The sequence below is a fragment of the Streptomyces sp. ME19-01-6 genome, from assembly GCF_033793745.1.
GTDB lineage: Bacteria > Actinomycetota > Actinomycetes > Streptomycetales > Streptomycetaceae > Streptomyces.
In genome coordinates this window covers 11837-34467 of the sequence record NZ_JARAXF010000011.1, presented here as the reverse complement: position 1 = coordinate 34467, position 22631 = coordinate 11837, and the positions used below count along the sequence as shown (strand labels likewise).

The following is a 22631-nucleotide window of genomic DNA, read 5'->3' as shown; positions in this document are numbered from 1 at the left end:
GGGTTTAGGCAGGCGACCGGCATGGCGGCGGGTCTCAGGGCCGGGTGTCGCAGATCTCGGCTCAGCCGGTGAAGAGCTGGCTGGCCTTGCGTGCGAGCTCGTAGACCCCGTATCCGAACGGCAGGACCACCCAGGCCCAGACGGCCACGGTCAGAGCCGTGCGGTTCCTCATCGGTCTGTTCCCTTCTCGGCGGTTTGCGCGGCGGGTTGCGCTCCGGATCGCTCGGCGGGCTCTTCCGCGGGCTCGTGGTAGCGCGGATGGACCGGCCGGATCAACTCGTTGGCCACGAAGCCGACGGCGAGCAGGCCGATCATGATGGACAGGGAGAGCGAGTAGAGGCCGGGGCCGCTGTGTCCGGCTTCCTTCTGGTGGTCGGCGACCTTGTTGACGATGAACGGGCCGAGGACCCCGGCCAGCGACCACGCGGTCAGCAGCCGCCCGTGGATCGCGCCCACCTGGTAGGTGCCGAACAGGTCCTTCAGGTACGCCGGTACGGTCGCGAACCCGCCGCCGTAGAAGGACAGGATCACCAGCGCGCAGACCACGAACAGCGGCTTGGAGGAGTCCCCGAGCTGTGCGATCGCCAGATACATCAGCGCGCCCACGCCCAGGTAGATCCGGTACATGTTCTTGCGGCCGAGCAGGTCGGAGGTCGACGACCACAGCAGCCGTCCCGTCATGTTCGCCGCCGACAGCAGCGCCACGAAGCCCGCGGCGACGGAGGCGGCGGTGGAGGCGGCGGCGGGGGTCGAGGTGTCCTCGAAGTAGTCGGTGATCATCGGCGCGGCCTTCTCCAGGATGCCGATGCCGGCCGTGACGTTCATGCACAGCACGACCCACAGGCACCAGAACTGCGGGGTGCGGATGGCGTTGCGCGCCGAGACGTGGGCGGTGCTGACCAGGCGGCCCGGGGCACTCGGCGGCTCCCAGCCGGCCGGCCGCCAGCCGTCCGGCGGCACCCGCACCAGCAGCACGCCCAGCGTCATGAAGGCCCCGTAGGTGAGCCCGTGCACCAGGAAGGTGGACGCGATGCCGGAGCTGTCCGTGCCGAACGCCTCCAGCAGCCGGGTCGACCAGGGCGAGGCGATGAGCGCGCCGCCGCCGAAGCCCATGATGGCGATGCCGGTGGCCATCCCCGGCCGGTCGGGGAACCACTTCATCAGCGTCGAGACCGGTGAGATGTATCCGATGCCGAGTCCGATGCCGCCGATGAAGCCGTAGCCGATCACCACCAGCCAGTACTGGCGGGTGGCGGCGCCGAGCGCGGCGACGAGGAAGCCGGAGGAGAAGCAGACCAGTGATACGAACATCGCCCAGCGTGGGCCGTTGCGCTCGACCAGCGTGCCTCCGAAGGCGGCGGAGAGGCCCAGCATCACGATGCCCAGCTGGAAGGGGAGCGCGCTCGCGGTCCCCGAAAGGTCGAGCGAGGACTCCAGCGGGGCCTTGAACACGCTCCAGGCGTATGCCTGGCCGATGGCGAGATGGACGGACAGCGCGGCGGGCGGGACCAGCCACCGGCTCCAGCCCGGCGGTGCGAGGGTGCGGGAGCGGTCGAGGAGGGCGAGGCGGGGAGTGGAGGGCATGGCCCGGACTTTAAGGAATCCGGCCACCGCCTGACCAGATGTCAGACGGCGCCGCGTGGACAGTATGGGTAAACTGTAGACAATAACCAATCCGAAGGGGGCCCCGATGCTGGCCAGAGGACTTCCGCAGGGTGCGGTGCCCAAGCTGGAGCGCCCGGGGCCGCTCCGCGAGCGCGTCTACGAGGCGCTGCTCGAGCTGATCACCACGCGTGCCCTGCGCCCCGGTCAGCACCTGGTCGAGAGCGAGCTCGCCGGCCACCTCGGAGTCTCCCGCCAGCCGGTGCGCGAGGCGCTGCAGCGGCTGAACACTGAGGGCTGGGTGGATCTGCGCCCCGCCCAGGGCGCGTTCGTCCACGAGCCCACCGAGGAGGAGGCCGACCAGCTGCTCACGGTCCGCACCCTCCTGGAGGCCGAGGCCGCCCGGCTGGCCGCCGCGAGCGCCGGCCCGTCCGGGGTCGAGACCCTGGAGGAGCTGTGCGTCAAGGGCGAGCGCGCGGTGCTCGCCGACGACGTGGACGGCGCGGTCGCGGCGAACGCCGAGTTCCACGCCAAGGTCATGGAGCTCGCGGGAAACGCGGTCCTGGCCGAGTTGGCCTCCCAAGTGGACCGCAGGGTCCGCTGGTACTACACCCCGGTGGCCCGGCAGCGCGGCAAGCAGTCCTGGATCGAACACCGTGAACTGATCGCCGCCATCTCCGCCCGCGACGAACAGCGCGCCACGGACGTCATGCGCGCCCACACCGAGCACACCCGGCGCACCTACCACGAGCGCGAGCGCGGCTGAGGGGGCGCGCCGCGGGTCAGGGGCGGGCGACGCCGGGGAGTGCCGCGGAGGCGTGTCACGCCATGCGTTCGACCGCCTCCTTGGCCTCCTTGAGGTCAGCCCCGGTGATCTCCCGGTAGGCCTTGATGGCGTGGAGCTTCTTCCCCTCCACGATGAGGGCCCGCACCGGCGCCAGTTCCGGCTGGGGTTCCTCGATGCCCAGGTGCTCGAGAATCAGGTCGACTTTGCGGGTCAACTGCGCGGTCCTGCGGTTCAGCTTGTCGATCTTGCGCTCGACGGCCGACGCCAACACCGCGATGACCATAACGACCAGGGCTACTGCTGTCAGTGTCATGCTCCGCAACACTAACGACCACGGTGGCGCGGGGAATCCGCCCGGCGCCGGGTGGCGTGGACGGAGCCGAGGAGGCAGGGCCTGGGCGTTGGGGCTGCCCGGCCCGTACGAGGTGTCGCCCACCGCCGCCGTGTACTGCGCGACCAAGTTCGCCGTACGCGCGCTCTCCGAGGGGCTGCGCCAGGAATCGGGCGGCGACATCGGGGTCAGCGTCGTGTCCCCGGGCGCCCGCCGCGAGCGCCCAGTAGCCCTTGGGGAAACGCGGGACGGCGGCACGCCCGTGGTGCCAGGCGCGCCGCCGTCCCGAATCCGCCGTCGTCGGGCGGCCGTCCTCACGCCGTCGTCCGGCGGCCTGTCTCACCTCACCGTCAGACCGCCTCCCGGCTGATCGGCTGCGGGTTGGGTGCGATGTCCCGGACCCGTGGGCGGCCCGGTTGGCGCAGCAGCAGGGCGACCCCGGCCGCCACTATGGAGATGCCTCCGGCCAGCGCGTACGCCCCGTCATACCCCCAGTCGTCGACCACCATGGAGCCGAGGCCGCCGCCGAACAGCCCGCTGACCAGTTTTCCGCTGTACACCAGGCCGTAGTTGGTGGCGTTGTAGTTCTCGCCGAAGTAGTCCGGGGTCAGGGCGGCGAACATCGGGTAGAAGGCGCCGCCGCCGAAGCCGGAGAGGAAGGCGAAGACGAGAAACAGCGCCTCGTTGTGCAGGTTGCCGGCCCAGATCACCCCGAACTGCGCGAGCCCCAGGATCATGATCACGAAGACCAGGGTGTTCTTGCGCCCCCAGATGTCCGACAGCCAGCCCACGACCGCGCGCCCCACGCCGTTGATGACGGACATGACGCCCATCGAGGAGGCCGCGACCAGCGGGCCGAAGCCCACGTCCTTGGCGTAGTCGACCTGGAAGGAGATGCCGAAGATGGACACCCCGGCGGTCATCACGAGGGACAGCCACATCAGGGGCAGCATGCCCGTCCTGATGGCCTCCTTGGGCGTGTACTGCCGCACCGCGGGCGGGTTCTTGGCGAGGCTCGCCGCGGTCTTGGCGTTGCCGCTGAAGCGGATCGGGTCGATGTGCGCGGGCCACCAGTTCTTGGGCGGGTCCTTGAAGAACCAGGCGCAGACCGCCACCACGATCAGCACATAGACACCGATGAGGTCGAGCACCTCGTTGTAGTTCCCGGTGTCGAACCAGTAGTTGAAGATGAAGATGAACGGCAGCGCGCCGTACGCGAAGCCGCCGTTGACGAATCCGGTCTTCGCGCCGCGCCGCTCCGGGAACCACTTGCCCACCATGTTGATGCAGGTGGCGTAGACGAGCCCGGAGCCAAGCCCCCCGATGACGCCGAAGCCGAAGATCGCGGCGGCGACGTTGTCGAGGTGGGAGAGGGCGAGGAAGCCGACCAGACACAGCGCCGAGCCGGTGAACATCGCCCTGCGGGCGGTCAGTATCCCCCTCTCCCGCATCCAGCCGGCCGGGAAGGCGATTCCCGCCTGGAAGAACACCCACACGCTCAGGATCCAGAAGGTGTTGCTCTGGCTCCAGCCGTGTGCTTCGGAGAGCGTGTCCTCGGCCGACCCGTAGGCGTACTCGGACACGCTGATGGCCATCATCGCGATCCACGGCAGATAGACCATCAACTTCCGGCTGTGGCCGAGAATGTCGCGGTCGGTCTCGCCGATCCGGTAGACGCGCCCCTTGCCGTCCTGCACTTCGCGGAATGGCACGGTCCCATCCCGGTGTTGCTCTGTGCTCATGACGTCCCCTTGGCTTCGAAGGAACTGGCCAGCGCCCCCTGTCCAAACTCTTCGTGCTCGGGAGAACGGTGCGCTTTTACGTGAGCAACCCCGCCGACCGGGCCCAGCGGTACTTCGCGCCCAGGACGGCCACCGGCTTCTCGGTGGTGTAGGGGTAGGCCACCACGCCGCGCTCGAAGAGGTACTGGCTCGCCTCCTCGACCTCGGTGTCGCCCGCGAGGGAGGCCACCACGGGCTTGTGGATCCCGCGCTCCCGGTACTCCTCGACGACCCGCGCGGTGAGCTCGGCGAACACCATGGGCGGAGTGACGATGGTGTGCCAGTAGCCGAGGACGAGCGCGTGGATGCGCGGGTCTTCCAGCCCCAGCCGGATGGTCGCCTCGTAGGTGGCGGGCGGCTCGCCGCCGGTGATGTCGACCGGGTTGCCGGCCGCGCCGAAGGGCGGGATGAAGCGGCGGAAGGCCGCGTCCAGGTCCGCCGGGATCTCCATCAGCGAGAGCCCGTTGTCGACGATGGCGTCGGACAGCAGCACCCCGGAGCCCCCGGCGTCGGTGATGATGACGACGTTGTCACCTTGTGGCGTGGGCAGCACGGGCAGCGCCCGCGCGTACTCCAGCATCTCGTTCAGACCCGGGGCGCGGATCACCCCGGCCTGGCGCAGGATGTCGTCGTAGACCGCGTCGTCCCCGGCCAGCGCGCCGGTGTGCGAGCCCGCGGCCTTGGCGCCCGCCGCCGTACGGCCCGCCTTGAGCACCACGACCGGCTTCTTCGGCACGGTGGCGCGCGCGGCCTCGACGAAGGCGCGGCCGTCCTTGAGGTCCTCCAGGTGCATGGCGATGCACCGGGTATTGGGGTCCTCGCCGAAGTAGGTGAGCAGGTCGTCCTCGTCCACGTCGGACTTGTTGCCGAGGCCGACGATGGCCGACACGCCGGTGCGGGTGGTGCGGGCGAAGCCGAGGATCGCCATCCCGATGCCGCCGGACTGCGAGGTGAGCGCCACCGGGCCCTTGACGTCGTACGGGGTGCAGAAGGTGGCGCACAGGTCCTGCCAGGTGGAGTAGTAGCCATAAATGTTCGGCCCCAGCAGCCGGACCCCGTGCTCCTCGGCGATCGCCACGATCCGCTCCTGCAGCTCGTGTTCGCCGGTCTCGGCGAAGCCGGACGGGATGAGGACGGCGTTGGGGATGCCCTTGCGGCCGACCTCCTCCAGCGCCGCGGGGACGAACTTCGCGGGGATCGCGAAGACCGCCACATCCACCTCGCCCGGCACCTCCGTCACCGACGTGTATGCCTTGCGGCCCAGGATGTCGTCGGATTTGGGGTTCACCGGGTGGATCTCGCCGGGGAAGCCGCCGTCGATGAGGTTGCGCATCACCGAGTTGCCGATCTTGCCCGGCTCGTTGGAGGCGCCGATGACGGTGACCGAGCGCGGCTGCATCAGCCGCCGCATCGCGGCCAGGATCTCCTCGCGCGAGTAGCGGCGGCGCTCGGCGGGCGGCGCGTCGCTGAGCAGGATCCGTACGTCGGCGGCCAGGACGCCGCTCGCGGAGGCGAACACCGGATTCAGATCCACCTCGGCCACTTCGGGAAAATCGGCGGCCAGCCGGGAGACCCGGACCACCAGGTCGGCCAGCGCCTCCCGGTCGACCGCCGCCCTGCCGCGTACGCCGCGCAGCACCTCGGCGGCCCGGATGGAGTCCAGCATCGACAGCGCGTCGTCCCTGCTCGCCGGGGCCAGCCGGAAGGTGATGTCCTTGAGGACCTCCACCAGCACCCCGCCCAGGCCGAACGCGACGACCTTCCCGAAGGTCGGGTCGGTGACCGCGCCGATAATGACCTCCTGGCCACCCGCCGGCACCATCTGCTGCACCTGCACGCCCTTGATCCGGGCCTTGGGGTCGTACGCGCGGGCGTTCGAGACGATCGAGGTGAACGCGCCGCGCACCTCGGCCGCCGACGTCAGCCCCACCCGGACCCCGCCCGCGTCGGTCTTGTGCAGGATGTCCGGGGAGACGATCTTGAGGGCGACCGGGAAGCCGATCCGGTCGGCGAGCGCCACCGCGTCGTCCGCGCACTCCGCCAGCCCCTCGGCCGGCGTCGGAATCCCGTACGCGTCGGTGATCAGCTTGCCCTCGGGGGCCGTCAGCGCCGAGCGCCCCTCGGCGCGCGCGGCATCGAGTACGGCCCGCACGGCCGCCGTGTCATAGGTTGCCTCTGCCACCATCAGATCACTCCGTTCGCCTTGAGCAGCCGCACTTCCTCGTCGCCGAGGCCCAGCTCCCCGACGTACACCTCTTCGTTGTGCTCACCCAGCAGCGGCGAGCGCTCGACCTCGACCGGGGAGTCGGAGAGCTTCAGCGGCGAGCCGACGGTGGTGAAGGTGCCGCGCTGCGGATGGTCGACCTTCACCACCATCTCGTTGGCCGCGAGCGACGCGTCCTCGACGATCTCCTTGGTGGACAGGATCGGCCCGCAGGGGATGTTGTGGGCGTTCAGCGCCTCCAGCACCTCCCACTTGGGCAGGGTGCTGGACCACTCCTCGATCAGCTGGAACATCTTGGCGAGCTTGGGCAGCCGCGCCTCGGGCGTCGCCCACTCCGGGTCCTCGGCCAGCTCCGGCCGCCCGATCAGCTCCGTGATCGGCTGCCAGCCGACGGGCTGCACGATGACGTACACATAGTCGTTGGGACCGCCGGGCGCGCATTTGACCGCCCAGCCGGGCTGCCCGCCGCCGCTCGCGTTGCCCGAGCGCGGCACCTCGTCCCCGAAGCTCTCGTTCGGGTACTCCGTGAGCGGGCCGTGTGCCAGCCGCTGCTGGTCGCGCAGCTTGACCCGGCACAGATTCAGCACCGCGTGCTGCATGGCCACATTGACGCGCTGGCCGCGCCCGGTGCGGGTGCGCTGGTAGAGCGCGGCCAGGATGCCCGCCACACAGTGCACCCCGGTGCCCGAGTCGCCGATCTGCGCGCCGGTCGCCAGCGGCGGCCCGTCGTCGAACCCGGTCGTGGACATCGACCCGCCCATGGCCTGCGCGACCACCTCGTACGCCTTGAACTTGGTGTACGGGCCCTCGCCGAAGCCTTTGATCGAGGCGTAGACGAGCCGCGGGTTGATCTCCTGGATGCGCTCCCAGCTGAAGCCCATGCGGTCCACGGAGCCCGGCCCGAAGTTCTCCACCATGACGTCGCTGCGCCGGATGAGCTCGGTGAGCAGTTCCTTGCCGCGCTCGGTCTTGGTGTTGAGGGTGATGCTCCGCTTGTTGCAGTTGAGCATCGTGAAGTAGAGGGAGTCGACGTCCGGGAGGTCGCGCAGCTGCCCCCGCGTGATGTCCCCCGTGACGGACTCCAGCTTGATGACGTCCGCGCCGAGCCAGGCCAGCAGCTGGGTGGCGGAGGGACCGGACTGTACGTGTGTCATGTCGAGGACGCGCACGCCCTCAAGAGCCTTGGTCATCTCATGGCCCCTTTACTTGTACATCGTCTGGTTCATCGTTCCGGGGGCGTACGCGTCCGGGTCGACCCAGACGTTGATCAGCGATGGCTTGCCGGACTCGCGGGCGCGCCGCAGGGCCGGGGCGATGTCCGCCGGGTCGCGGACCTCCTCGCCGTAGCCGCCGAGCATCCGCGCGAACTGGTCGTACGGCACATCGCCGAGGGTGTTGCCGACCCGCTCGCGCTGCTCGCCGTACTTGGCCTTCTGGCCGTAACGGATCTGATTCATGGAGGAGTTGTTGCCGACGATGCCGACAAAGGGCAGGTTGAAGCGGACCAGCGTCTCGAAGTCCCAGCCGGTGAGGGAGAACGCCCCGTCCCCGAAGAGCGTGACGACCTCCTTGTCGGGGCGGGCCTGCTTGGCGGCCATCACGAACGGCACACCGACGCCGAGGGTGCCCAGCGGCCCCGGGTCCATCCAGTGGCCGGGCGACTTGGGCTGCACCACCTGGCCGGAGAAGGTGACGATGTCGCCGCCGTCGCCGATGTAGATCGAGTCCTCGGTGAGGAAGTCGTTGATCTCGCTGACCAGCCGGTACGGGTGGATGGGGGAGGCGTCCGACCGCAGCTGCGGCAGCCGCTTCTCGATCGCGGTCTGTTCGGCGGCGCGCAGCTCGTCCAGCCACTCCTTGCGCTTGCCCGCGCCCCCGTCGATCCGGCCGGAGGCGGCCTGAGTGACGGCGGACAGCACCAGGCCCGCGTCGCCGACGATGCCGAGGTCGATGTCGCGGTTCTTGCCGACGGTGCGGTAGTCGAGGTCGATCTGGACGACCGTCGCATCGGGGGAGAGGCGCTTGCCGTAGCCCATGCGGAAGTCGAACGGGGTGCCGACGATGACGATCAGGTCGGCGTTGGAGAAGGCGTAGCGGCGGGAGAGCTGGAAGTGGTGCGGGTCGCCGGGCGGCAGGGTGCCGCGCCCCGCGCCGTTCATGTACGCGGGCACGTTCAGCGTCCGCACCAGCTCGATGGCCGCGTCCGTGGCCCGGCAGGTCCACACCTGGCTGCCCAGCAGGATCGCCGGCTTCTCGGCCCGCACCAGCAGGTCGGCCAGTTTCTCGACGGCCTCGGGGTCGCCCGCGGTGCGGGTGGAGGCCCGGTACTTCCCGGCCTCGGGGACACGGGCCTTGGCGACCGGGACCTTGGCGTCCAGGACGTCGCGCGGGATCTCCAGGAACGACGGCCCCGGGGCGCCGTGGTAGCACTCGCGGAAGGCCATGGAGACCATGTCGGCGGCGCGGGCGGTGTCCGGGACGGTGGCGGCGAACTTGGTGATCGGCGCCATCATGTCGACGTGCGGCAGGTCCTGGAGGGACCCCATCTTGTGCTGGGTGTGGGCGCCCTGACCGCCGATCAGCACCATGGGCGACTCGGCGCGGAAGGCGTTGGCGACGCCGGTGACCGCGTCGGTGGTGCCGGGGCCGGCCGTGACGACGGCGCAGCCGGGCTTGCCGGTGATCCGGGCGTAGCCGTCGGCGGCGTGGGCGGCCACCTGTTCGTGGCGTACGTCGATGACGTCGATGCCCTCGTCGACGCAGCCGTCGTAGATGTCGATGATGTGGCCGCCGCAGAGCGTGTAGATGACGTCGACGCCCTCGGCTTTGAGCGCCTTGGCGACCAAGTGCCCGCCGGAGATGAGGTCCTGGCTGTCGTCGGGCATGGCGATTCGCGTCCCTTCGTCGGGGGTGGAGGTGCGGTCTCGCGGTCTCGCGAAAGGCAGATTGCATACAGTCGACGTTATGCGGTATGAACATTGTTATCCCGCATCGACTGATCGATGTCCAGGGGGCGTTCGGCAAGTGTTTGACCAAGCGCTGCGACCGGGACCACTGCGACCGGGACCAAAGGAGCGGGCATGGACCTGTTCGAACATCAGGCACGGGAACTCTTCGAGCACTACGGCGTGTTGGTGCCACGGGCGGAGGTCGCGGACTCGGCTCCCGCGGCCCGTGCGGCGGCCGGGAGGCTGGGCGGCCGAGTCGTCGTCAAGGCGCAGGTGAAGACCGGGGGACGGGGCAAGGCGGGCGGCGTCAAGCTCGCCGCGGACCCGACGGCGGCCGAATTGACCACCCGTCAGATCCTCGGCATGAACATCAAGGGACACACCGTCCACCGCGTGATGGTCGCCGAACCGGTCGAGGTGGAACGTGAGTTCTACGTCGGCTACGCCCTGGACCGGGCCCGTGGCCGCTTCCTGGCGATCGCCTCCGCCGAGGGCGGCATGGAGATCGAGGAAGTGGCCGCGCGCCGCCCCGAGGCGGTGGCCCGGATCGCGGTGGACCCCGAGGAGGGCGTGACCGAGGCGAAGGCCGTCGAGATCGCCGCGGCGGGCGGGCTGCCGGCCGAGGTGGCGGGAATCCTGCGCCGTCTGTGGACCGTGCTGACCGAGCAGGACGCGCTGCTGGTCGAGGTCAACCCGCTCGTGGTGACGCGCGACGGGGCGATCGTGGCCCTGGACGGCAAGGTGACACTGGACGACAACGCGCGCTTCCGCCGCACGTACGCGTACGGGCCGGACACCGGCACTGCCGTTGACCCCCTGGAGGCGGAGGCGGCGGCCAAGGGCCTGAACTACGTCAAGCTGGACGGCCGGGTCGGCGTCATCGGCAACGGCGCGGGCCTGGTCATGTCCACCCTCGACGTGGTCGCGGGTTGCGGCGCCCGCCCCGCCGACTTCCTCGACATCGGCGGCGGCGCCTCGGCCGAGGTCATGGCGGCCGGCCTCTCCGTCGTCCTCGGCGACCCCGACGTACGGTCCGTCCTCGTCAACGTCTTCGGCGGCATCACCGCCTGCGACGCGGTGGCCGAGGGCATCGTCCGCGCCCTGGACACCGTCACCCTCACCAAACCGCTGGTCGTCCGGCTCGACGGCAACAGCGCGGCGCGCGGCCGGGCGATCCTCGCCGAGCGCGCCCACCCGCTCGTACACCAGGTGGACACCATGGACGGCGCCGCGGCGCGGGCCGCCGAACTCGCGGCGTCAGCCGCATAAGGGGGCTCCGGGTCATGGCGATCTTCCTCACCAAGGACAGCAAGGTCATCGTCCAGGGCATGACCGGCGCGGAGGGCATGAAGCACACCCGCCGGATGCTCGCGGCCGGCACCGACATCGTCGGCGGGGTCAACCCGCGCAAGGCCGGGACGCGGGTCGACGTCGACGGCCGTACCGTGCCGGTCTTCGGCTCCGTACGCGAGGCGATGGACGCCACCGGCGCGGATGTGACGGTCCTCTTCGTCCCGCCGCCCTTCGCCAAGGACGCGGTCACCGAGGCGGCCGACGCCGGGATCCCGCTCGCCGTCGTGATCACCGAGGGCATCCCGGTGCACGACGCGGTCGCCTTCCGGGCCCACGCCCGGGCCCGCGCCACCAGGATCATCGGCCCGAACTGCCCGGGCCTGATCACGCCGGGCCAGTCCAACGCGGGCATCATCCCCTCCGACATCACCAAGCCGGGCCGCATCGGTCTCGTCTCCAAGTCCGGCACGCTGACGTACCAGCTCATGTACGAGCTGCGGGACATCGGCTTCTCGACGTGCGTGGGCATCGGCGGCGACCCGGTGATCGGCACCACCCACATCGACGCCCTGGCCGCCTTCGAGGCGGACCCCGACACCGACCTGATCGTGATGATCGGCGAGATAGGAGGCGAAGCGGAGGAGCGCGCCGCCGCATTCATCACGTCGCATGTCACCAAACCGGTCGTCGGCTACATAGCGGGCTTCACCGCCCCCGAGGGCAGGACCATGGGCCACGCCGGAGCCATCGTCTCCGGCTCCTCGGGCACCGCCCGGGCCAAGAAGGAGGCGCTGGAGGCGGCCGGCGTACGCGTCGGGGCCACCCCGACGGAGACCGCCGGGCTGGTGTTCGCCCTTCTGGCCGACGCGGGCGAGGCGAGCCGCGCCCGACCGGGCAAGGTGGTGTGAACGGTGACCGCGCCCGTGCCCCGAGAGCGGAGTCCACAGATGGCAGCCACCCTCACCCATAAACCCGGCACCACCTGGGCCGACGCCTGGCAGCGCAGCCTTGCCGCCGCGCCCGAGGCATTCCGGGACGACCGCGTCCGCAACCTGTGGGACGGCCGCTGGCACGCCGACGGCCACCCCCTCCCCGCGACCACCCCCATCGACGGCACCCCCATCGCCGGCCCGCCACGCCTGGACGCGGCGACCGCCCGCCAGGCCGTACGCGCCTCCCTCGACCAGCACCGCGCCTGGCGCCACATCGCCCTCCCCGAGCGCCGCGCCCGCGTCGCCGCCACCCTCGACGCCCTCGCCGCCCACCGCGAACTGCTCGCCCTCCTCCTGGTCTGGGAGATCGGCAAACCCTGGCGGCTCGCCCAGGCCGACGTGGACCGGGCCATCGACGGCGTCCGCTGGTACGCCGGGGAGATCGACCGCATGCTGGAGGGCCGCTCCCCGCTCCCCGGCCCGGTCTCCAACATCGCCAGCTGGAACTACCCGATGAGCGTCCTCGCCCACGCCATGCTGGTCCAGGCCCTCGCGGGCAACGCCGTGATCGCCAAGACCCCCACCGACGGCGGCCTCGCCTGCCTCACCCTCGCCTGTGCCCTCGCCACCCGCGAAGGCGTCCCCTTCACCCTCCTCAGCGGCAGCGGCGGCGAGCTTTCCGAGGCCCTGGTCCGCTCGCCCGAGATCGGCTGTGTCTCCTTCGTCGGCGGCCGCGACACCGGCGCCCGCGTCGCCACCGCCGTCGCCGACCTCGGCAAACGCCACATCCTCGAACAGGAGGGCCGGGGCGCCTGGGGCATCTGGAACTTCACCGGCTGGGACGAACTCGGCCCACAGATCCGCAAGACCTTCGACTACGCCAAGCAGCGCTGCACCGCCTACCCCCGCTTCGTCGTCCAGCGCTCCTGTTTCGACGCCTTCCTCGCCGTCTACCTCCCGGCCGTACGCGCCATCCGCCTCGGCCACCCCCTGGCCGTCGAGCACCCGGCCGATCCCCTCCCCGAACTGGACTTCGGCCCACTGATCAACGCAGCCAAGGCCAAGGAACTCGACGACCAGGTTGCCGAGGCCATCGACCGCGGAGCCGTCCCCCTCCACCGCGGCGACCTCGCCGACGGCCACTTCCTCCCCGGCCAGGACCGCTCCGCCTACCTGGCCCCGGTCACCCTCCTCAACCCGCCCCCGTCCTCCCCGCTCCACCACGCCGAGCCCTTCGGCCCGGTCGACACCGTCGTCCTGGTCGACACCGAGGCCGAGCTGCTGGCCGCCATGAACGCCAGCAACGGCGCCCTCGTCGCCACCCTCTCCTGCGACGACGCCACCACCTACCAGCGCCTCGCCCCCCAGATCCGCGCCTTCAAAACCGGCCACGGCACCCCCCGCTCCCGCGGCGACCGCGACGAGCTCTTCGGCGGCTTCGGCGCCTCCTGGCGCGGCGCCTTCGTCGGCGGCGACCTCCTCGTCCACGCCGTCACCGAAGGCGCCGACCCCGACCGCACCCCCGGCAACTTCCCCGACTACCACCTGATGCCCGCCTGACCACCCTCCGTGACCCCCACCCGGCCCCGAGCCGCGTCACCGCAGGTCGACGCCGCTCGGGGCCGCGCCCTTACGCAGGTGAAACGCACTCCAAAACCTTGGTATCGTTGTCCCTGTCGCCGCGGGGAACCGCGGAGCACACCTGGTCCGGGTGGCGGAATGGCAGACGCGCTAGCTTGAGGTGCTAGTGCCCTTTATCGGGCGTGGGGGTTCAAGTCCCCCCTCGGACACTTACTGATAGCCCAGGGACTTCGCGGGAGTGCTGGTCGAGTTTCCTCTCGGTCGGCGCTTTGTGTTTTCCGGAGTCGTACGTGAGTCGCGCCCCGAGCTGCCGGTGGATCTCAGCCTTGTCTTGGGCCTCGGCCTGCCGTACCAGCGGCCAGATCTTTGATCGAACGGACGAGACGGGCGATCCCGTCGCCCTGCTTCGAGGGCCGCGCGGTGGGTAGCGAGCTTGGTGTCGCAGTCGGCGATCACCTTACGGGCGACTGCGACGGCAGCGGTCATCACCGCGGGACGGCGGACGGTCGTCCGGGGGTGGCGGGCAGCCCATGTAGAGGGGTTCCTCCTAGACTGGCTGCCGCGGACGCTGACCGTGCCCCCCGGGCAGGGCAGCCGATGCCGGGCGGGCCCGGTTCACTGCTCGCCCTGCTACGGCTGCTACGGCACCTAGACGCGGTCGGACTGGCCGATCCGGATGTGGGAAGGGCCACCTGTTGTCGTCAGCACACTTCCCAGCGGCTGGGGAACGGGAAGTAGGTCTCGAGGAAGTCGTGGACTTCCTTCGAGATGCGTTCTTGCTGGTCGACGGGTGTGTTGACGTCGTTGAGGCAGAAGAAGTCGAGGGCGCGCTCGTCGAGCAGTGCCGTCATCTTCTCCTGGGCGTCGGGCTGCGCCACGTCGACATAGCGGAGCTTGAACTTGCCGGGGACGGCTTGGCCGGTGAGGTATGCGTGGTGGTGGTGCAGGGACGCGGCCTGGGCGATGTCGGTGACGGCGCGGAATCTGGAGCGGCTGGTGCGGTCCAGTTCCTGTGCGAAGTGGTCCTCCAGTTGGCGCATCACCGTCCGGATCTGTGGGTGCGGGGTGTGCATGAACTTGCTGACGGTGAGGCGGCCGTGAGTGGCCTGAATGAGGTCGCGTACGTTCTTGCCCGCGGAGTTGGGGGCGGGTTCGTCCGGGTGCGGTGCGCCCAGGCCTAACTGGGCTGAGGAAAAGGGGAGTTTGGCGATGCCGTTGCCGTGGAAGAAGTGGCTGGCGGTGATCGGGCGGCCGAGGAAGACATCATCGTTGAGGTAGAGGTAGCGCTCGGAGAGGCCGTCGATGTGGTGGAGCTGGGTTTCGATGGCGTGGGAGTTGAAGACCGGCAGCGCGGTGGGGTCGCTGAAGATGTCCTTGTGGTCGATGACCTGGATGCCGGGTGCGGTGGTATCGAGCCAAGCAGGGGTCTGGCCGTCGGTGACGAGGTAAATGGTGCGTATGAAAGGGGCGTACATCAGCAGGGAGCGCAGGGAGTACTTGAGTTCGTCACGGCTGGTGTAGCGCGAGGCACCGGTTTCCCGGGCATGGATGCGCGGGGTTGCGTCGGTCGGGCGGTGTGCTTCGCGGGTGGCGGTGAGGCGCGGGTCGTTGCCGTCGACCCAGGTGTAGACGACGTCGATGGGGAAGTCGACGGTGTCGATGCGCGACTGCTGGAAAGCGTCCCAGGTGGGGTAGGTGCGACCGGATATCGAGCGGGTCGCGGGCACGCGGGCCTCGGTGGGTAGGACGTCCGCGACCGTGTTGGGGCGGGGCGCGACGAGGGCGTCGGACAGGACGGCGGCGGGGGCTTGGACGCGGAGGGCGGCCAGGCGTTCGGCGGTGCGGGGCTCGGTGGCCTTGGCGAGGAGCGCATGGCCGTCGCGCCAGAACTCGACGTCGCAGCCGTGAGTGAGGTCGGCGAGGATCTGGTCGTCGGGGCCGAGGAGGATTTCGCCGAAGCGGATGATGTCCTGGCGTTTGAGTGAGGCGGGCAGGGCACCATCCGCGTACAGGGCGGCTTCCGTGGGCCAGCGGTCCTTTGTAGGCGCAAGCGCGTAGAGAGCAGTGGTGGCGTACAGCTCGCGCAGGGCGGTCAGGAACGACTTGCGGTCGGCGAAGCGGACGCCGACGACGTGACGGAGGTGCGAGCGGCCGGGGACCAGGAAGTAGTCGAGGCCGGCGTGGTCCAGTGCGTCCGTGATCAGGACGAGGTTGCGGGTGCGGGCGTCGGTCTCGGCGAGGGAGTGGACCCGGCGGCCGACGTAGACCTCTCCCTGCCCGGATAATTCGCGCAGGTCACTGTCTCGCGCGAGGAGTGCGGTGCGCCGGGCGGCGAGTTTCTCCAAGCGCCGGCGTTCGGCTGCTGCCGCGTCGGCTTCGCGCTGGGCGGCGAGGCGTTGCTCGACACGCTCCTGCCGGACGTGGGCGGGCAGGAAGCGCTCATGGATCGTGGTGAGGCGCGACGGCATACCAGGGGTGGTCCTTCCCTGTGGGGCGGGGCGGCGTACGAACCGCAAGAGATCGAAAAGCAATCGCTGGGATGCCCCTTCAGGCGCAAGAGGCGCAGATAGTTCCCGGTGGCCGCTCAGACGTGGCTTTCGATCCATTGCAGGATCTTGCCGGGCATACCGGGTTCGTCGAGGAGGGCCCCGCCGTGGGCGCCGCTTCCCGCGACGGTCTCGACCGTGACGCCGTCCGCGGGCATGTCGTGACCCACCTCCTCGGCCTCCTCGAGGTCGAGGGAGTGCTGGGCGGGGACGAAGTCGCCTTCAGAGTGGATCAGGTACATGGGGGCGTCATTGGAGCCGGAGGCGCGGTTCTTGACGACCATGTCCTTCCAGGTGTCCCAGCAGCTCCCGTGCAGGGTGGCGTCGGTGTCGGTGGAGTCGGGGAAGCAGCGGGCCAGGATGGTCGCGTTGTCGCGGACCTTGCGCTGCTTGTCAGTGCTGGTGTCGTGGTTGCCGTCGTTCCAGGCCCGGTAGGGCGAGGCGACGGGGGAGAGTCCGACGACGCCCTTGACCCGGTCGGCGCCCGAGCCGTACGTGGCGAGCGCCGTCGCGATCTGGCCACCCGCGGAGGAGCCGAGGACCACGAGGCGGTCCGCGTCGAGGTCGAACGCCGCAGCGTTGTCCCTGATCCAGTCGATCGCGGAGATGGCGTCGGTGCGCGGGGCGGGCCAGGCGGCGTCGAAATTCAGCCGATAATCGACAGAGAAGACGGCATAGCCTTTGTCGGCGAAATAGCGGGACCAGGTCGCCCAGCCGGAATCCTCGTACCAGTATCCGCCGTGCAGAATGACGACTCCGGGCTGTTTCGAGGTGGCTGCGTTCCAGTATGCGTCGAGTTTCTGTCGCGTGTGCGAACCGTAGGAGTACGTCTCCTCACTGCGATCGGCGGCCTCGCTGGTACCAGTGTTCTGCGTCGTGAATCCGAGAATCAGGGCCACACACGCCACGAAGCTCACCCAGAGGCGTTTCACAGGATTTTCTCTCGCTCTCCGATTCCGACACAGGCACGCATGCCAGAATTGCCCAATTTGCACACTCCTGGGCGGCGTCTTCGCCACCGAGCGTTCGTAGACATGAACGCCCTGCAGTTTTGATGTGAACGAACTATGGACTTGGAGTTGACGGCTCGTCAAGCGCCAACCTGCCGCCATGTCCGGCTTGCCCGTGTTTTTAGCGGAAGGGGGTGATTCACTCATTTAGAGTGATTGCGCTGAATTCTCTGCCATAAAACGGACGCGGTCTTGACGTGGCGGTCTCCCAGGTCGCTACTTTTACCTTCGCTTGACGTGATCATGTTTCGAGGGATGTTTCATCGCGCATGCATCGGTCGGGCATGAAAACGACATATAGAGGGGTGGGGTGGATAACTCATGCGTAGACGCATGGGTGTGGCCGCGTTTGCCGTCACGGCTGCCGCGGTAATGACGGCGGCGACCGGGGGGTTGATTTCGCTCGGGCCGCCGGCCGCGGCGGCTGCCACGTGCACGGCCGGCACGGGGACCGATTTCAACGGTGACGGCGTCACAGACACGATCACCGCGGACCCGGGCGCGACCGTGAACGGAGCGGTCCGGGCCGGCCTGGTCCGCGTCATGCTCGGCGGTGGCAAGGGCGTTTTCGAGATCTCGCAGGCGACGAGCGGGATGAACGCGACACCGGAGCGGGGCGACCAGTTCGGATACTCGCGCGCCGCCTACGACGCGGATGGCGATGGCTGCACGGACCTGGTGGTCGGAGCGCCGTACGAGGATGTGCCGCAGGACGGCGGCAACCTCATCGACGCGGGCGGCATCTGGGTCATCCACGGTACCCCCACCGGGATTGGCGCCGGGTCGAAGATCGAGAGCTACACCCAGCACCAGTTCGATACGAGCACGGTGACCGAGGCCTACGACCGCTTCGGCTTCGCGCTCCAGTCGGGCACCACGTCGGCCGGCGCTTCCTACCTGGTGACTGGTGCACCGGGCGAGAACATCACCGCCGACGGCAAGGACTACGCGGACGCCGGCTGCATCCACTACCTGCAGGGCTCCACGAGGTACACGGTCAACCAGGACGATCCCGGAGTGCCGGGCGTGGTGGAAGCGCACGACCGCTTCGGCTACTCGCTGGCGGGGACGAACCGGTACTTCGCGGTGGGGGCCCCGGGCGAGACCATCGGCGACGACGCGGTCTTCGCCGGGGCTGTGACGGTCTTCAACCACACGATCACCGACGGCGTGCCCACGGCTCTGGCCGGGCTCGACCAGGGCGCCTCGGGTGAGGGCCTGGCCGGTACCGCGGAGTCCAACGACCAGTTCGGCATGTCGATCGACATGACCGGCTACTGGCCCAGCGGCCAGACGTACAACTCGGACGCCCTGCTGGCCATCGGCACCCCGGGCGAGGCCGTCGGCTCGGTGACGAGTTCCGGCGCGGTGTCGGTGGTCCGGATCCAGCCCTCGGGCACCTACACGGAGTTGGCGGCGATCGACGCTTCCTCGGACGGGGTGGACGGGTTCCCGGCCGAGGGTGACTTCTTCGGTCAGCGGGTCGCTCTCGCCAACACCGACACCTCGGTGGTGAGCAGCGATGCCACGATCCGCCTCGCGGTCGGAATCCCTGGTCGTGACGTGGGCGGGGTCAAGGACGCGGGTGCCGTCCAGATCCTGCGGCCGCTCGACACCTCCATCGGCGCCAACGACAAGATCCTCACCCGGGCGTCCAGCGGCAGTGTCCTGCCGGGTACGGCCACGACCCGTGACTACACCGGGATCAGCCTGACCTCCGGGACCGCCAACCTGTACGTCGGCGTGCCCTACAGCAAGGAGTCCGGCACCTCCAAGGGCGTCCTGTACGTGATCCCGTGGTCGGACATCAACGGCACCGCCAGTACAGGCACCACAACGTATGTGCCGGGGGCGGGCGGCATCCCCGACTCAAGCACCTCCTTCGGCGTGGTCGGGTGAACGGCGCCATGACGCGAGAGAAGCAGACGAGAGAGAACCGGCACAGACCGGGCGCCCGTGCCAAGCGACGGACGGTGGTGATCACGACAACGCTCACCGCGCTCCTGGCCTGCGGACTCGGTGTCCTGCCGAACCTCGGCGGGGACCAGCCTGCCGCCGCCGCGGACACGGGGCCGCTGACGGCCGCCAGCACAGCGGATGCCCAGTCCAAGGCGGCCAAGTTGGGCAAGAAGGTGGAAGTGCTGGCCCTACGGGACGAGCGCAGCACCACGACCGCCAACCCGGACGGCACCTTCACCACCACCGAGTACGTCCAGCCGATCCGTACCAGGGCGGGCGGCAAGTGGGCGGACATCGACACTACGCTCGTCAAGCAGCCGAACGGGACGTACGCGCCGAAGGCCGCGCTGACGGCGATGTCGTTCTCCGGCGGCGGGGGCACCACCTTCGCCGAGATGGAGAAAGACGGGCGTTCGCTCTCCCTGGCCTGGCCGCACAAGCTGCCCAAGCCCAAGGTGGACGGGGCCACGGCCACGTACGCGAACGTGCTCGACGGCGTGGACCTGAAGATCACGGCAAGCGCCGAGGGGTTCTCGCACGTCCTGGTCGTCAAGAACGCGAAGGCCGCGGCCAATCCGGCACTGGCCAAACTCGAACTCCCGGTGGACACCGGATCAGTGAAGCTGGTCGAGACCGACGACGGCGGCTTGGCAGCAAAGACCAACGGTGGCGGCAGCACGGTCTTTGAGGCGCCGCAGCCGACGATGTGGGACTCCAGCCATACAGTCAGCAGTGGCGAAGCGACCGCCTCGCCGAGCCGGATGGCGTCGGCCTCCGCGAGCGTCGATCCGGGCGCGGGCGACGCGGCCACGCCGCCCGACGGCGCTCAGGTCGCTGATGTCGCGGTCAGCGCCTCCGCGGACACGGTGACGCTCACCCCCGACGCCGACCTGCTCAAGGGCGAGGACACCGTCTACCCGGTCTACATCGACCCGGTGTACAAGACGGCGAACCGCACCGGCTGGACCATGGTGTCCTCCCATTACTCGGGTGCGTCGTTCTGGAAGTTCGACGACCACGAGGGCGTGGGCCGTTGCCCCAATGACGTCTCGTACACGTGTGCCAGCTCCGATGACGTGAAGCGGCAGTTCTTCGCGATCCCGACCGGTTCGTTCGAGGACAAGGACATCGTCGAAGCCGAGTTCGCGGTGACGATGGTGCACACCTACAGCGACTCCGCGAAGGAAGTACAGCTGGGCCGAGTCAACTCCTCCGGTGCCAGCGCGATCAACTCTGGCACGACCTGGAAGAACCAACCCTCCCTCAAGGACGCGATCACCTCGCAGTCGCCCACCAATCCGGCGGGTTCCTGCACGTCCACGAACCAGAACGTGCGCTTCAACGTGAAGGGCACGGTGCAGAAGGCCGCGGACAGCGGTTGGGACACCACAACGTTCCGCCTCAAGGCGGGTGACGAGGGCGACTACTCGTACTGGAAGCGGTTCTGCGGCAACGCGCACCTTGAGGTCACGTACAACCGGCCACCGTTGCAGCCCGACATGGACGACCTGAAGATGACGCCGGGCGGTTCGTGCGAGTACGGCAACGCTGCTGAGCACTACGTGGCAGAGAAGCCGAAGCTGATCGCGTCGGTCAAGGACCTGGATCACGGGGACACGGGCAGCAACTCCGAGACTCTGCAAGCGCAGTTCCACGTGTTCTGGACCTCGGGCAGCACCACGGTCGACCACTACGCGACCACGGCCGCCAAGAGCACGGTCGACGGGTCCAAGAGCGGGCAGACCGGCATCGCCACCTTCTCCTACGTTGCGGGGACCGATGTCGCCGGTGACGGAGAGGCAGGCTTCACCGTGCCGCAGAACGTGACCATCGGCTGGGCGGTACGTGGCTATGACGGCACCTCCTGGGGACCATGGAGTCTTGGCGGGGGTGCCACGCGCTGTGAGTTCATCTACGACGCCACCGCGCCCAAGGCCCCGACGATCACCTCGGCCCAGTATCCGAACGACGACGCCTGGCATGCGGGCGTCGGCGACTACGGCAGCTTTACCTTTGATTCGCCGTCCACCGATGTCGCTTCGTACAAGTACCGTTTCAAGGGCGGCTCATGGACGAATGTAAATGCCGAGTCCACCGGCGGTCCGGCGGCCGTGCGGTGGATGCCCCCGGACGAGGGCCCGATGTATGTGGAGGCCAAAGCGGTCGACGGGGCGGGCAACGCGCAGAAGACGCCAACCTCGTACGTCTTCATGGTCAGCGATGGCCGTGCGCCCGCGGCCGGATGGACGCTGGGTGACGCCAAGGGATCGGCGGTCGCGGTCGGCACCACCGGCTCCCCGGATGCGACGCCGGGATCCGGCGTGACCTTCGGGGCCGAAGGCCCGCTCGGCCCGACGGACACCGCCGCCACCCTGGACGGTTCGGCGAACGCCTACCTCGATGCGGGCAAGCCCGCGGTCGACACCAGCGGCACGTTCTCGGTGAGCGCCTGGGTGAACCTCCCCGAGCGACCCACGGACGACGTGACGATCGTCAGTCAGGACGGCACCGGCGCACCCGGCTTCGAGCTGGGCTATGACGTGGACACCGAGTCGTGGACGTTCCGCACGCCCATGAACGACCTGGAAGCCATGGGCAGTTGGAAGGTGTCCGGGGCGACCGCCGTGCCGGGCAGCTGGACCCACCTCATCGGCGTCTACGACGACGAGCTCGGCACCCTGAGCCTGTTCGTCAACGGCGACCTGATCGAGGAGGACATTCAGAAGCGCCGCACGAAGTGGGACGCCACCGGCGGCCTGCAGATCGGCCGCAAGCTGTCCCTGGACGGCTACACCAGCAACTTCAAGGGCAGCATCGCGGACGTCAAGGTCTACGACCGGGTGATCCCCGAGGCTGAGGGTGAGGTCCTGGGTGGCATCTCCGCCAGCCAGCTCGCCTACTGGCAGGTCGACTCCGCGACCAGCGGTGTCGCTCCGGAGGATGCGGGCGGGACCGGGCTGACGCTGGGTGGCGCCGCCTCGATCTATCTGCCGGACGACTCCTGCGACCCGGTGCTCGACCCGGATTGCGTACCACCCGCCGAACCGCTCTGGGGTGACGGGCACATGGTCCTCAACGGCAGCGACGCCTACGCCACGCGCGCGGCCGGCCTGCTGGCCAAGGAGGACAGCTTCACCCTCACGGCACGGGCGCGCCTGGCCACCGCCGGATCGACGAAGGACCAGACGGTCCTGTCCCTGGCGGGCGCCCGCGGCAGTGCGGTCACGGTGAGGTACCGCGCCTCCGCGGACCGCTGGGAGCTGGCCGTGACGGACAAGGACGCCACGACCGCCACCACGTCGACGGCCGATGCCACCGGTGTGCTGCCCAGCAGCGAGGGTGACGGCGACCACCTGGCCCTGGCGTACTCGGCGGTCTTCGGTGACGTGCTCCTCTACGTCAACGGCACGCTCGCCGCACAGGCGCCCTGGGACAACGCGTGGGACTTCACCTCCGCCTCGCTCCAGGTCGGCCGGACCCTGACCGGATCGACCGGCTCCGACTACTTCGACGGGGCTGTCGATGAACTGCGCATGTACCGCGGTGCGCTGGACGCGTCCACCGTGCCCACGGTGGCGGTACTGCCGGCGGGTTCGAGCATCGAGGAAACCGTCACCTGACGGCATGAAGCAGGGGC

At 69.4% G+C, this 22631-nt stretch carries 15 protein-coding genes, 1 tRNA gene and 1 pseudogene; 8 read left to right on the top strand and 9 right to left on the bottom strand.

Annotated features, from left to right (window positions below; translation table 11 throughout):
- Nucleotides 1-61: 61 nt before the first annotated feature.
- On the bottom strand, nucleotides 62-172 hold the full coding sequence (locus PV419_RS53365) for an MFS transporter small subunit (RefSeq protein ID WP_415925377.1): 111 nt from the start codon (nucleotides 170-172) through the stop codon (nucleotides 62-64).
- The gene (locus PV419_RS24400) at nucleotides 169-1584 is read right to left on the bottom strand and encodes an OFA family MFS transporter (RefSeq protein ID WP_319692222.1); all 1416 of its coding nucleotides are present in this window, start codon (nucleotides 1582-1584) and stop codon (nucleotides 169-171) included. The genes PV419_RS53365 and PV419_RS24400 overlap by 4 nt, the downstream gene beginning before the upstream one ends.
- Nucleotides 1585-1690: 106 nt before the next feature.
- Here PV419_RS24400 and PV419_RS24395 point away from each other — a divergent pair, with 106 nt between their 5' ends.
- Nucleotides 1691-2368, top strand: a complete 678-nt coding sequence (locus PV419_RS24395; RefSeq protein WP_319692220.1) for a GntR family transcriptional regulator — start codon at nucleotides 1691-1693, stop codon at nucleotides 2366-2368.
- Nucleotides 2369-2423: 55 nt separating this feature from the next.
- On the opposite strand, the gene PV419_RS24390 is transcribed toward PV419_RS24395, so the two are convergent.
- Complete coding sequence (locus PV419_RS24390; protein ID WP_319692219.1) at nucleotides 2424-2702, bottom strand: ribosomal protein L7/L12; 279 nt, start codon at nucleotides 2700-2702, stop codon at nucleotides 2424-2426.
- A gap of 100 nt (nucleotides 2703-2802) precedes the next feature.
- Here PV419_RS24390 and PV419_RS24385 point away from each other — a divergent pair.
- Nucleotides 2803-2928: pseudogene (locus PV419_RS24385) on the top strand (oxidoreductase); the annotation flags it as partial.
- Between the two features lie 142 nt (nucleotides 2929-3070).
- Here PV419_RS24385 and PV419_RS24380 read toward each other — a convergent pair.
- From PV419_RS24380 to PV419_RS24365, 4 genes are all read right to left on the bottom strand, one after another.
- The gene (locus tag PV419_RS24380) at nucleotides 3071-4462 is read right to left on the bottom strand and encodes an OFA family MFS transporter (RefSeq protein ID WP_319692217.1); all 1392 of its coding nucleotides are present in this window, start codon (nucleotides 4460-4462) and stop codon (nucleotides 3071-3073) included.
- A 76-nt stretch (nucleotides 4463-4538) separates the two neighbouring features.
- The gene (locus tag PV419_RS24375; protein WP_319692215.1) at nucleotides 4539-6686 is read right to left on the bottom strand and encodes an acetate--CoA ligase family protein; all 2148 of its coding nucleotides are present in this window, start codon (nucleotides 6684-6686) and stop codon (nucleotides 4539-4541) included.
- A complete protein-coding gene (gene frc / locus PV419_RS24370; protein WP_319692213.1) occupies nucleotides 6686-7915 on the bottom strand; it encodes a formyl-CoA transferase in 1230 nt (409 codons plus the stop codon). Before frc ends, PV419_RS24375 begins: the two co-directional genes overlap by 1 nt.
- A gap of 12 nt (nucleotides 7916-7927) precedes the next feature.
- Nucleotides 7928-9610: a thiamine pyrophosphate-binding protein gene (locus tag PV419_RS24365; protein ID WP_319692211.1), complete on the bottom strand. Its 1683-nt coding sequence runs from the start codon at nucleotides 9608-9610 to the stop codon at nucleotides 7928-7930.
- Between the two features lie 195 nt (nucleotides 9611-9805).
- On the opposite strand from PV419_RS24365, the gene sucC reads away from it, so the two are divergent.
- The 4 genes from sucC to PV419_RS24345 all read left to right on the top strand — a co-directional run bounded on the left by sucC (nucleotide 9806) and on the right by PV419_RS24345 (nucleotide 13688).
- Complete coding sequence (gene sucC / locus PV419_RS24360) at nucleotides 9806-10942, top strand: ADP-forming succinate--CoA ligase subunit beta (protein WP_319692209.1); 1137 nt, start codon at nucleotides 9806-9808, stop codon at nucleotides 10940-10942.
- A gap of 14 nt (nucleotides 10943-10956) precedes the next feature.
- On the top strand, nucleotides 10957-11874 hold the full coding sequence (gene sucD, locus PV419_RS24355; RefSeq protein WP_319692207.1) for a succinate--CoA ligase subunit alpha: 918 nt from the start codon (nucleotides 10957-10959) through the stop codon (nucleotides 11872-11874).
- Between the two features lie 39 nt (nucleotides 11875-11913).
- The gene (locus PV419_RS24350) at nucleotides 11914-13458 is read left to right on the top strand and encodes an aldehyde dehydrogenase family protein (RefSeq protein ID WP_319692205.1); all 1545 of its coding nucleotides are present in this window, start codon (nucleotides 11914-11916) and stop codon (nucleotides 13456-13458) included.
- A gap of 145 nt (nucleotides 13459-13603) precedes the next feature.
- A tRNA-Leu gene (locus tag PV419_RS24345) sits at nucleotides 13604-13688 on the top strand.
- 492 nt (nucleotides 13689-14180) lie between these two features.
- On the opposite strand, the gene PV419_RS24340 is transcribed toward PV419_RS24345, so the two are convergent.
- Both PV419_RS24340 and PV419_RS24335 read right to left on the bottom strand, forming a co-directional pair.
- Nucleotides 14181-15947 carry a stealth family protein gene (locus tag PV419_RS24340; protein WP_319692203.1) on the bottom strand — a complete coding sequence of 589 codons (1767 nt, stop codon included), beginning with the start codon at nucleotides 15945-15947 and terminating at the stop codon, nucleotides 14181-14183.
- A gap of 116 nt (nucleotides 15948-16063) precedes the next feature.
- Complete coding sequence (locus PV419_RS24335) at nucleotides 16064-16957, bottom strand: alpha/beta hydrolase (RefSeq protein ID WP_319692201.1); 894 nt, start codon at nucleotides 16955-16957, stop codon at nucleotides 16064-16066.
- Between the two features lie 399 nt (nucleotides 16958-17356).
- Here PV419_RS24335 and PV419_RS24330 point away from each other — a divergent pair, with 399 nt between their 5' ends.
- Both PV419_RS24330 and PV419_RS24325 read left to right on the top strand, forming a co-directional pair.
- A complete protein-coding gene (locus PV419_RS24330) occupies nucleotides 17357-18934 on the top strand; it encodes a VCBS repeat-containing protein (RefSeq protein WP_319692198.1) in 1578 nt (525 codons plus the stop codon).
- A 77-nt stretch (nucleotides 18935-19011) separates the two neighbouring features.
- Complete coding sequence (locus tag PV419_RS24325) at nucleotides 19012-22614, top strand: LamG-like jellyroll fold domain-containing protein (protein ID WP_319692196.1); 3603 nt, start codon at nucleotides 19012-19014, stop codon at nucleotides 22612-22614.
- Nucleotides 22615-22631 lie beyond the last annotated feature (17 nt).

What these genes read in the sequence shown, in the direction of transcription:
- PV419_RS24395 (WP_319692220.1), top strand. Translation starts at nt 1,691, where the DNA reads ATGCTGGCCAGAGGACTTCCGCAGGGTGCGGTGCCCAAGCTGGAGCGC.
- PV419_RS53365 (WP_415925377.1), bottom strand. Translation starts at nt 172, where the DNA reads ATGAGGAACCGCACGGCTCTGACCGTGGCCGTCTGGGCCTGGGTGGTC.
- PV419_RS24390 (WP_319692219.1), bottom strand. Translation starts at nt 2,702, where the DNA reads ATGACACTGACAGCAGTAGCCCTGGTCGTTATGGTCATCGCGGTGTTG.
- PV419_RS24340 (WP_319692203.1), bottom strand. Translation starts at nt 15,947, where the DNA reads ATGCCGTCGCGCCTCACCACGATCCATGAGCGCTTCCTGCCCGCCCAC.
- sucD (WP_319692207.1), top strand. Translation starts at nt 10,957, where the DNA reads ATGGCGATCTTCCTCACCAAGGACAGCAAGGTCATCGTCCAGGGCATG.
- PV419_RS24380 (WP_319692217.1), bottom strand. Translation starts at nt 4,462, where the DNA reads ATGAGCACAGAGCAACACCGGGATGGGACCGTGCCATTCCGCGAAGTG.
- frc (WP_319692213.1), bottom strand. Translation starts at nt 7,915, where the DNA reads ATGACCAAGGCTCTTGAGGGCGTGCGCGTCCTCGACATGACACACGTA.
- PV419_RS24400 (WP_319692222.1), bottom strand. Translation starts at nt 1,584, where the DNA reads ATGCCCTCCACTCCCCGCCTCGCCCTCCTCGACCGCTCCCGCACCCTC.
- PV419_RS24365 (WP_319692211.1), bottom strand. Translation starts at nt 9,610, where the DNA reads ATGCCCGACGACAGCCAGGACCTCATCTCCGGCGGGCACTTGGTCGCC.
- PV419_RS24350 (WP_319692205.1), top strand. Translation starts at nt 11,914, where the DNA reads ATGGCAGCCACCCTCACCCATAAACCCGGCACCACCTGGGCCGACGCC.
- PV419_RS24330 (WP_319692198.1), top strand. Translation starts at nt 17,357, where the DNA reads ATGCGTAGACGCATGGGTGTGGCCGCGTTTGCCGTCACGGCTGCCGCG.
- PV419_RS24375 (WP_319692215.1), bottom strand. Translation starts at nt 6,686, where the DNA reads ATGGTGGCAGAGGCAACCTATGACACGGCGGCCGTGCGGGCCGTACTC.
- sucC (WP_319692209.1), top strand. Translation starts at nt 9,806, where the DNA reads ATGGACCTGTTCGAACATCAGGCACGGGAACTCTTCGAGCACTACGGC.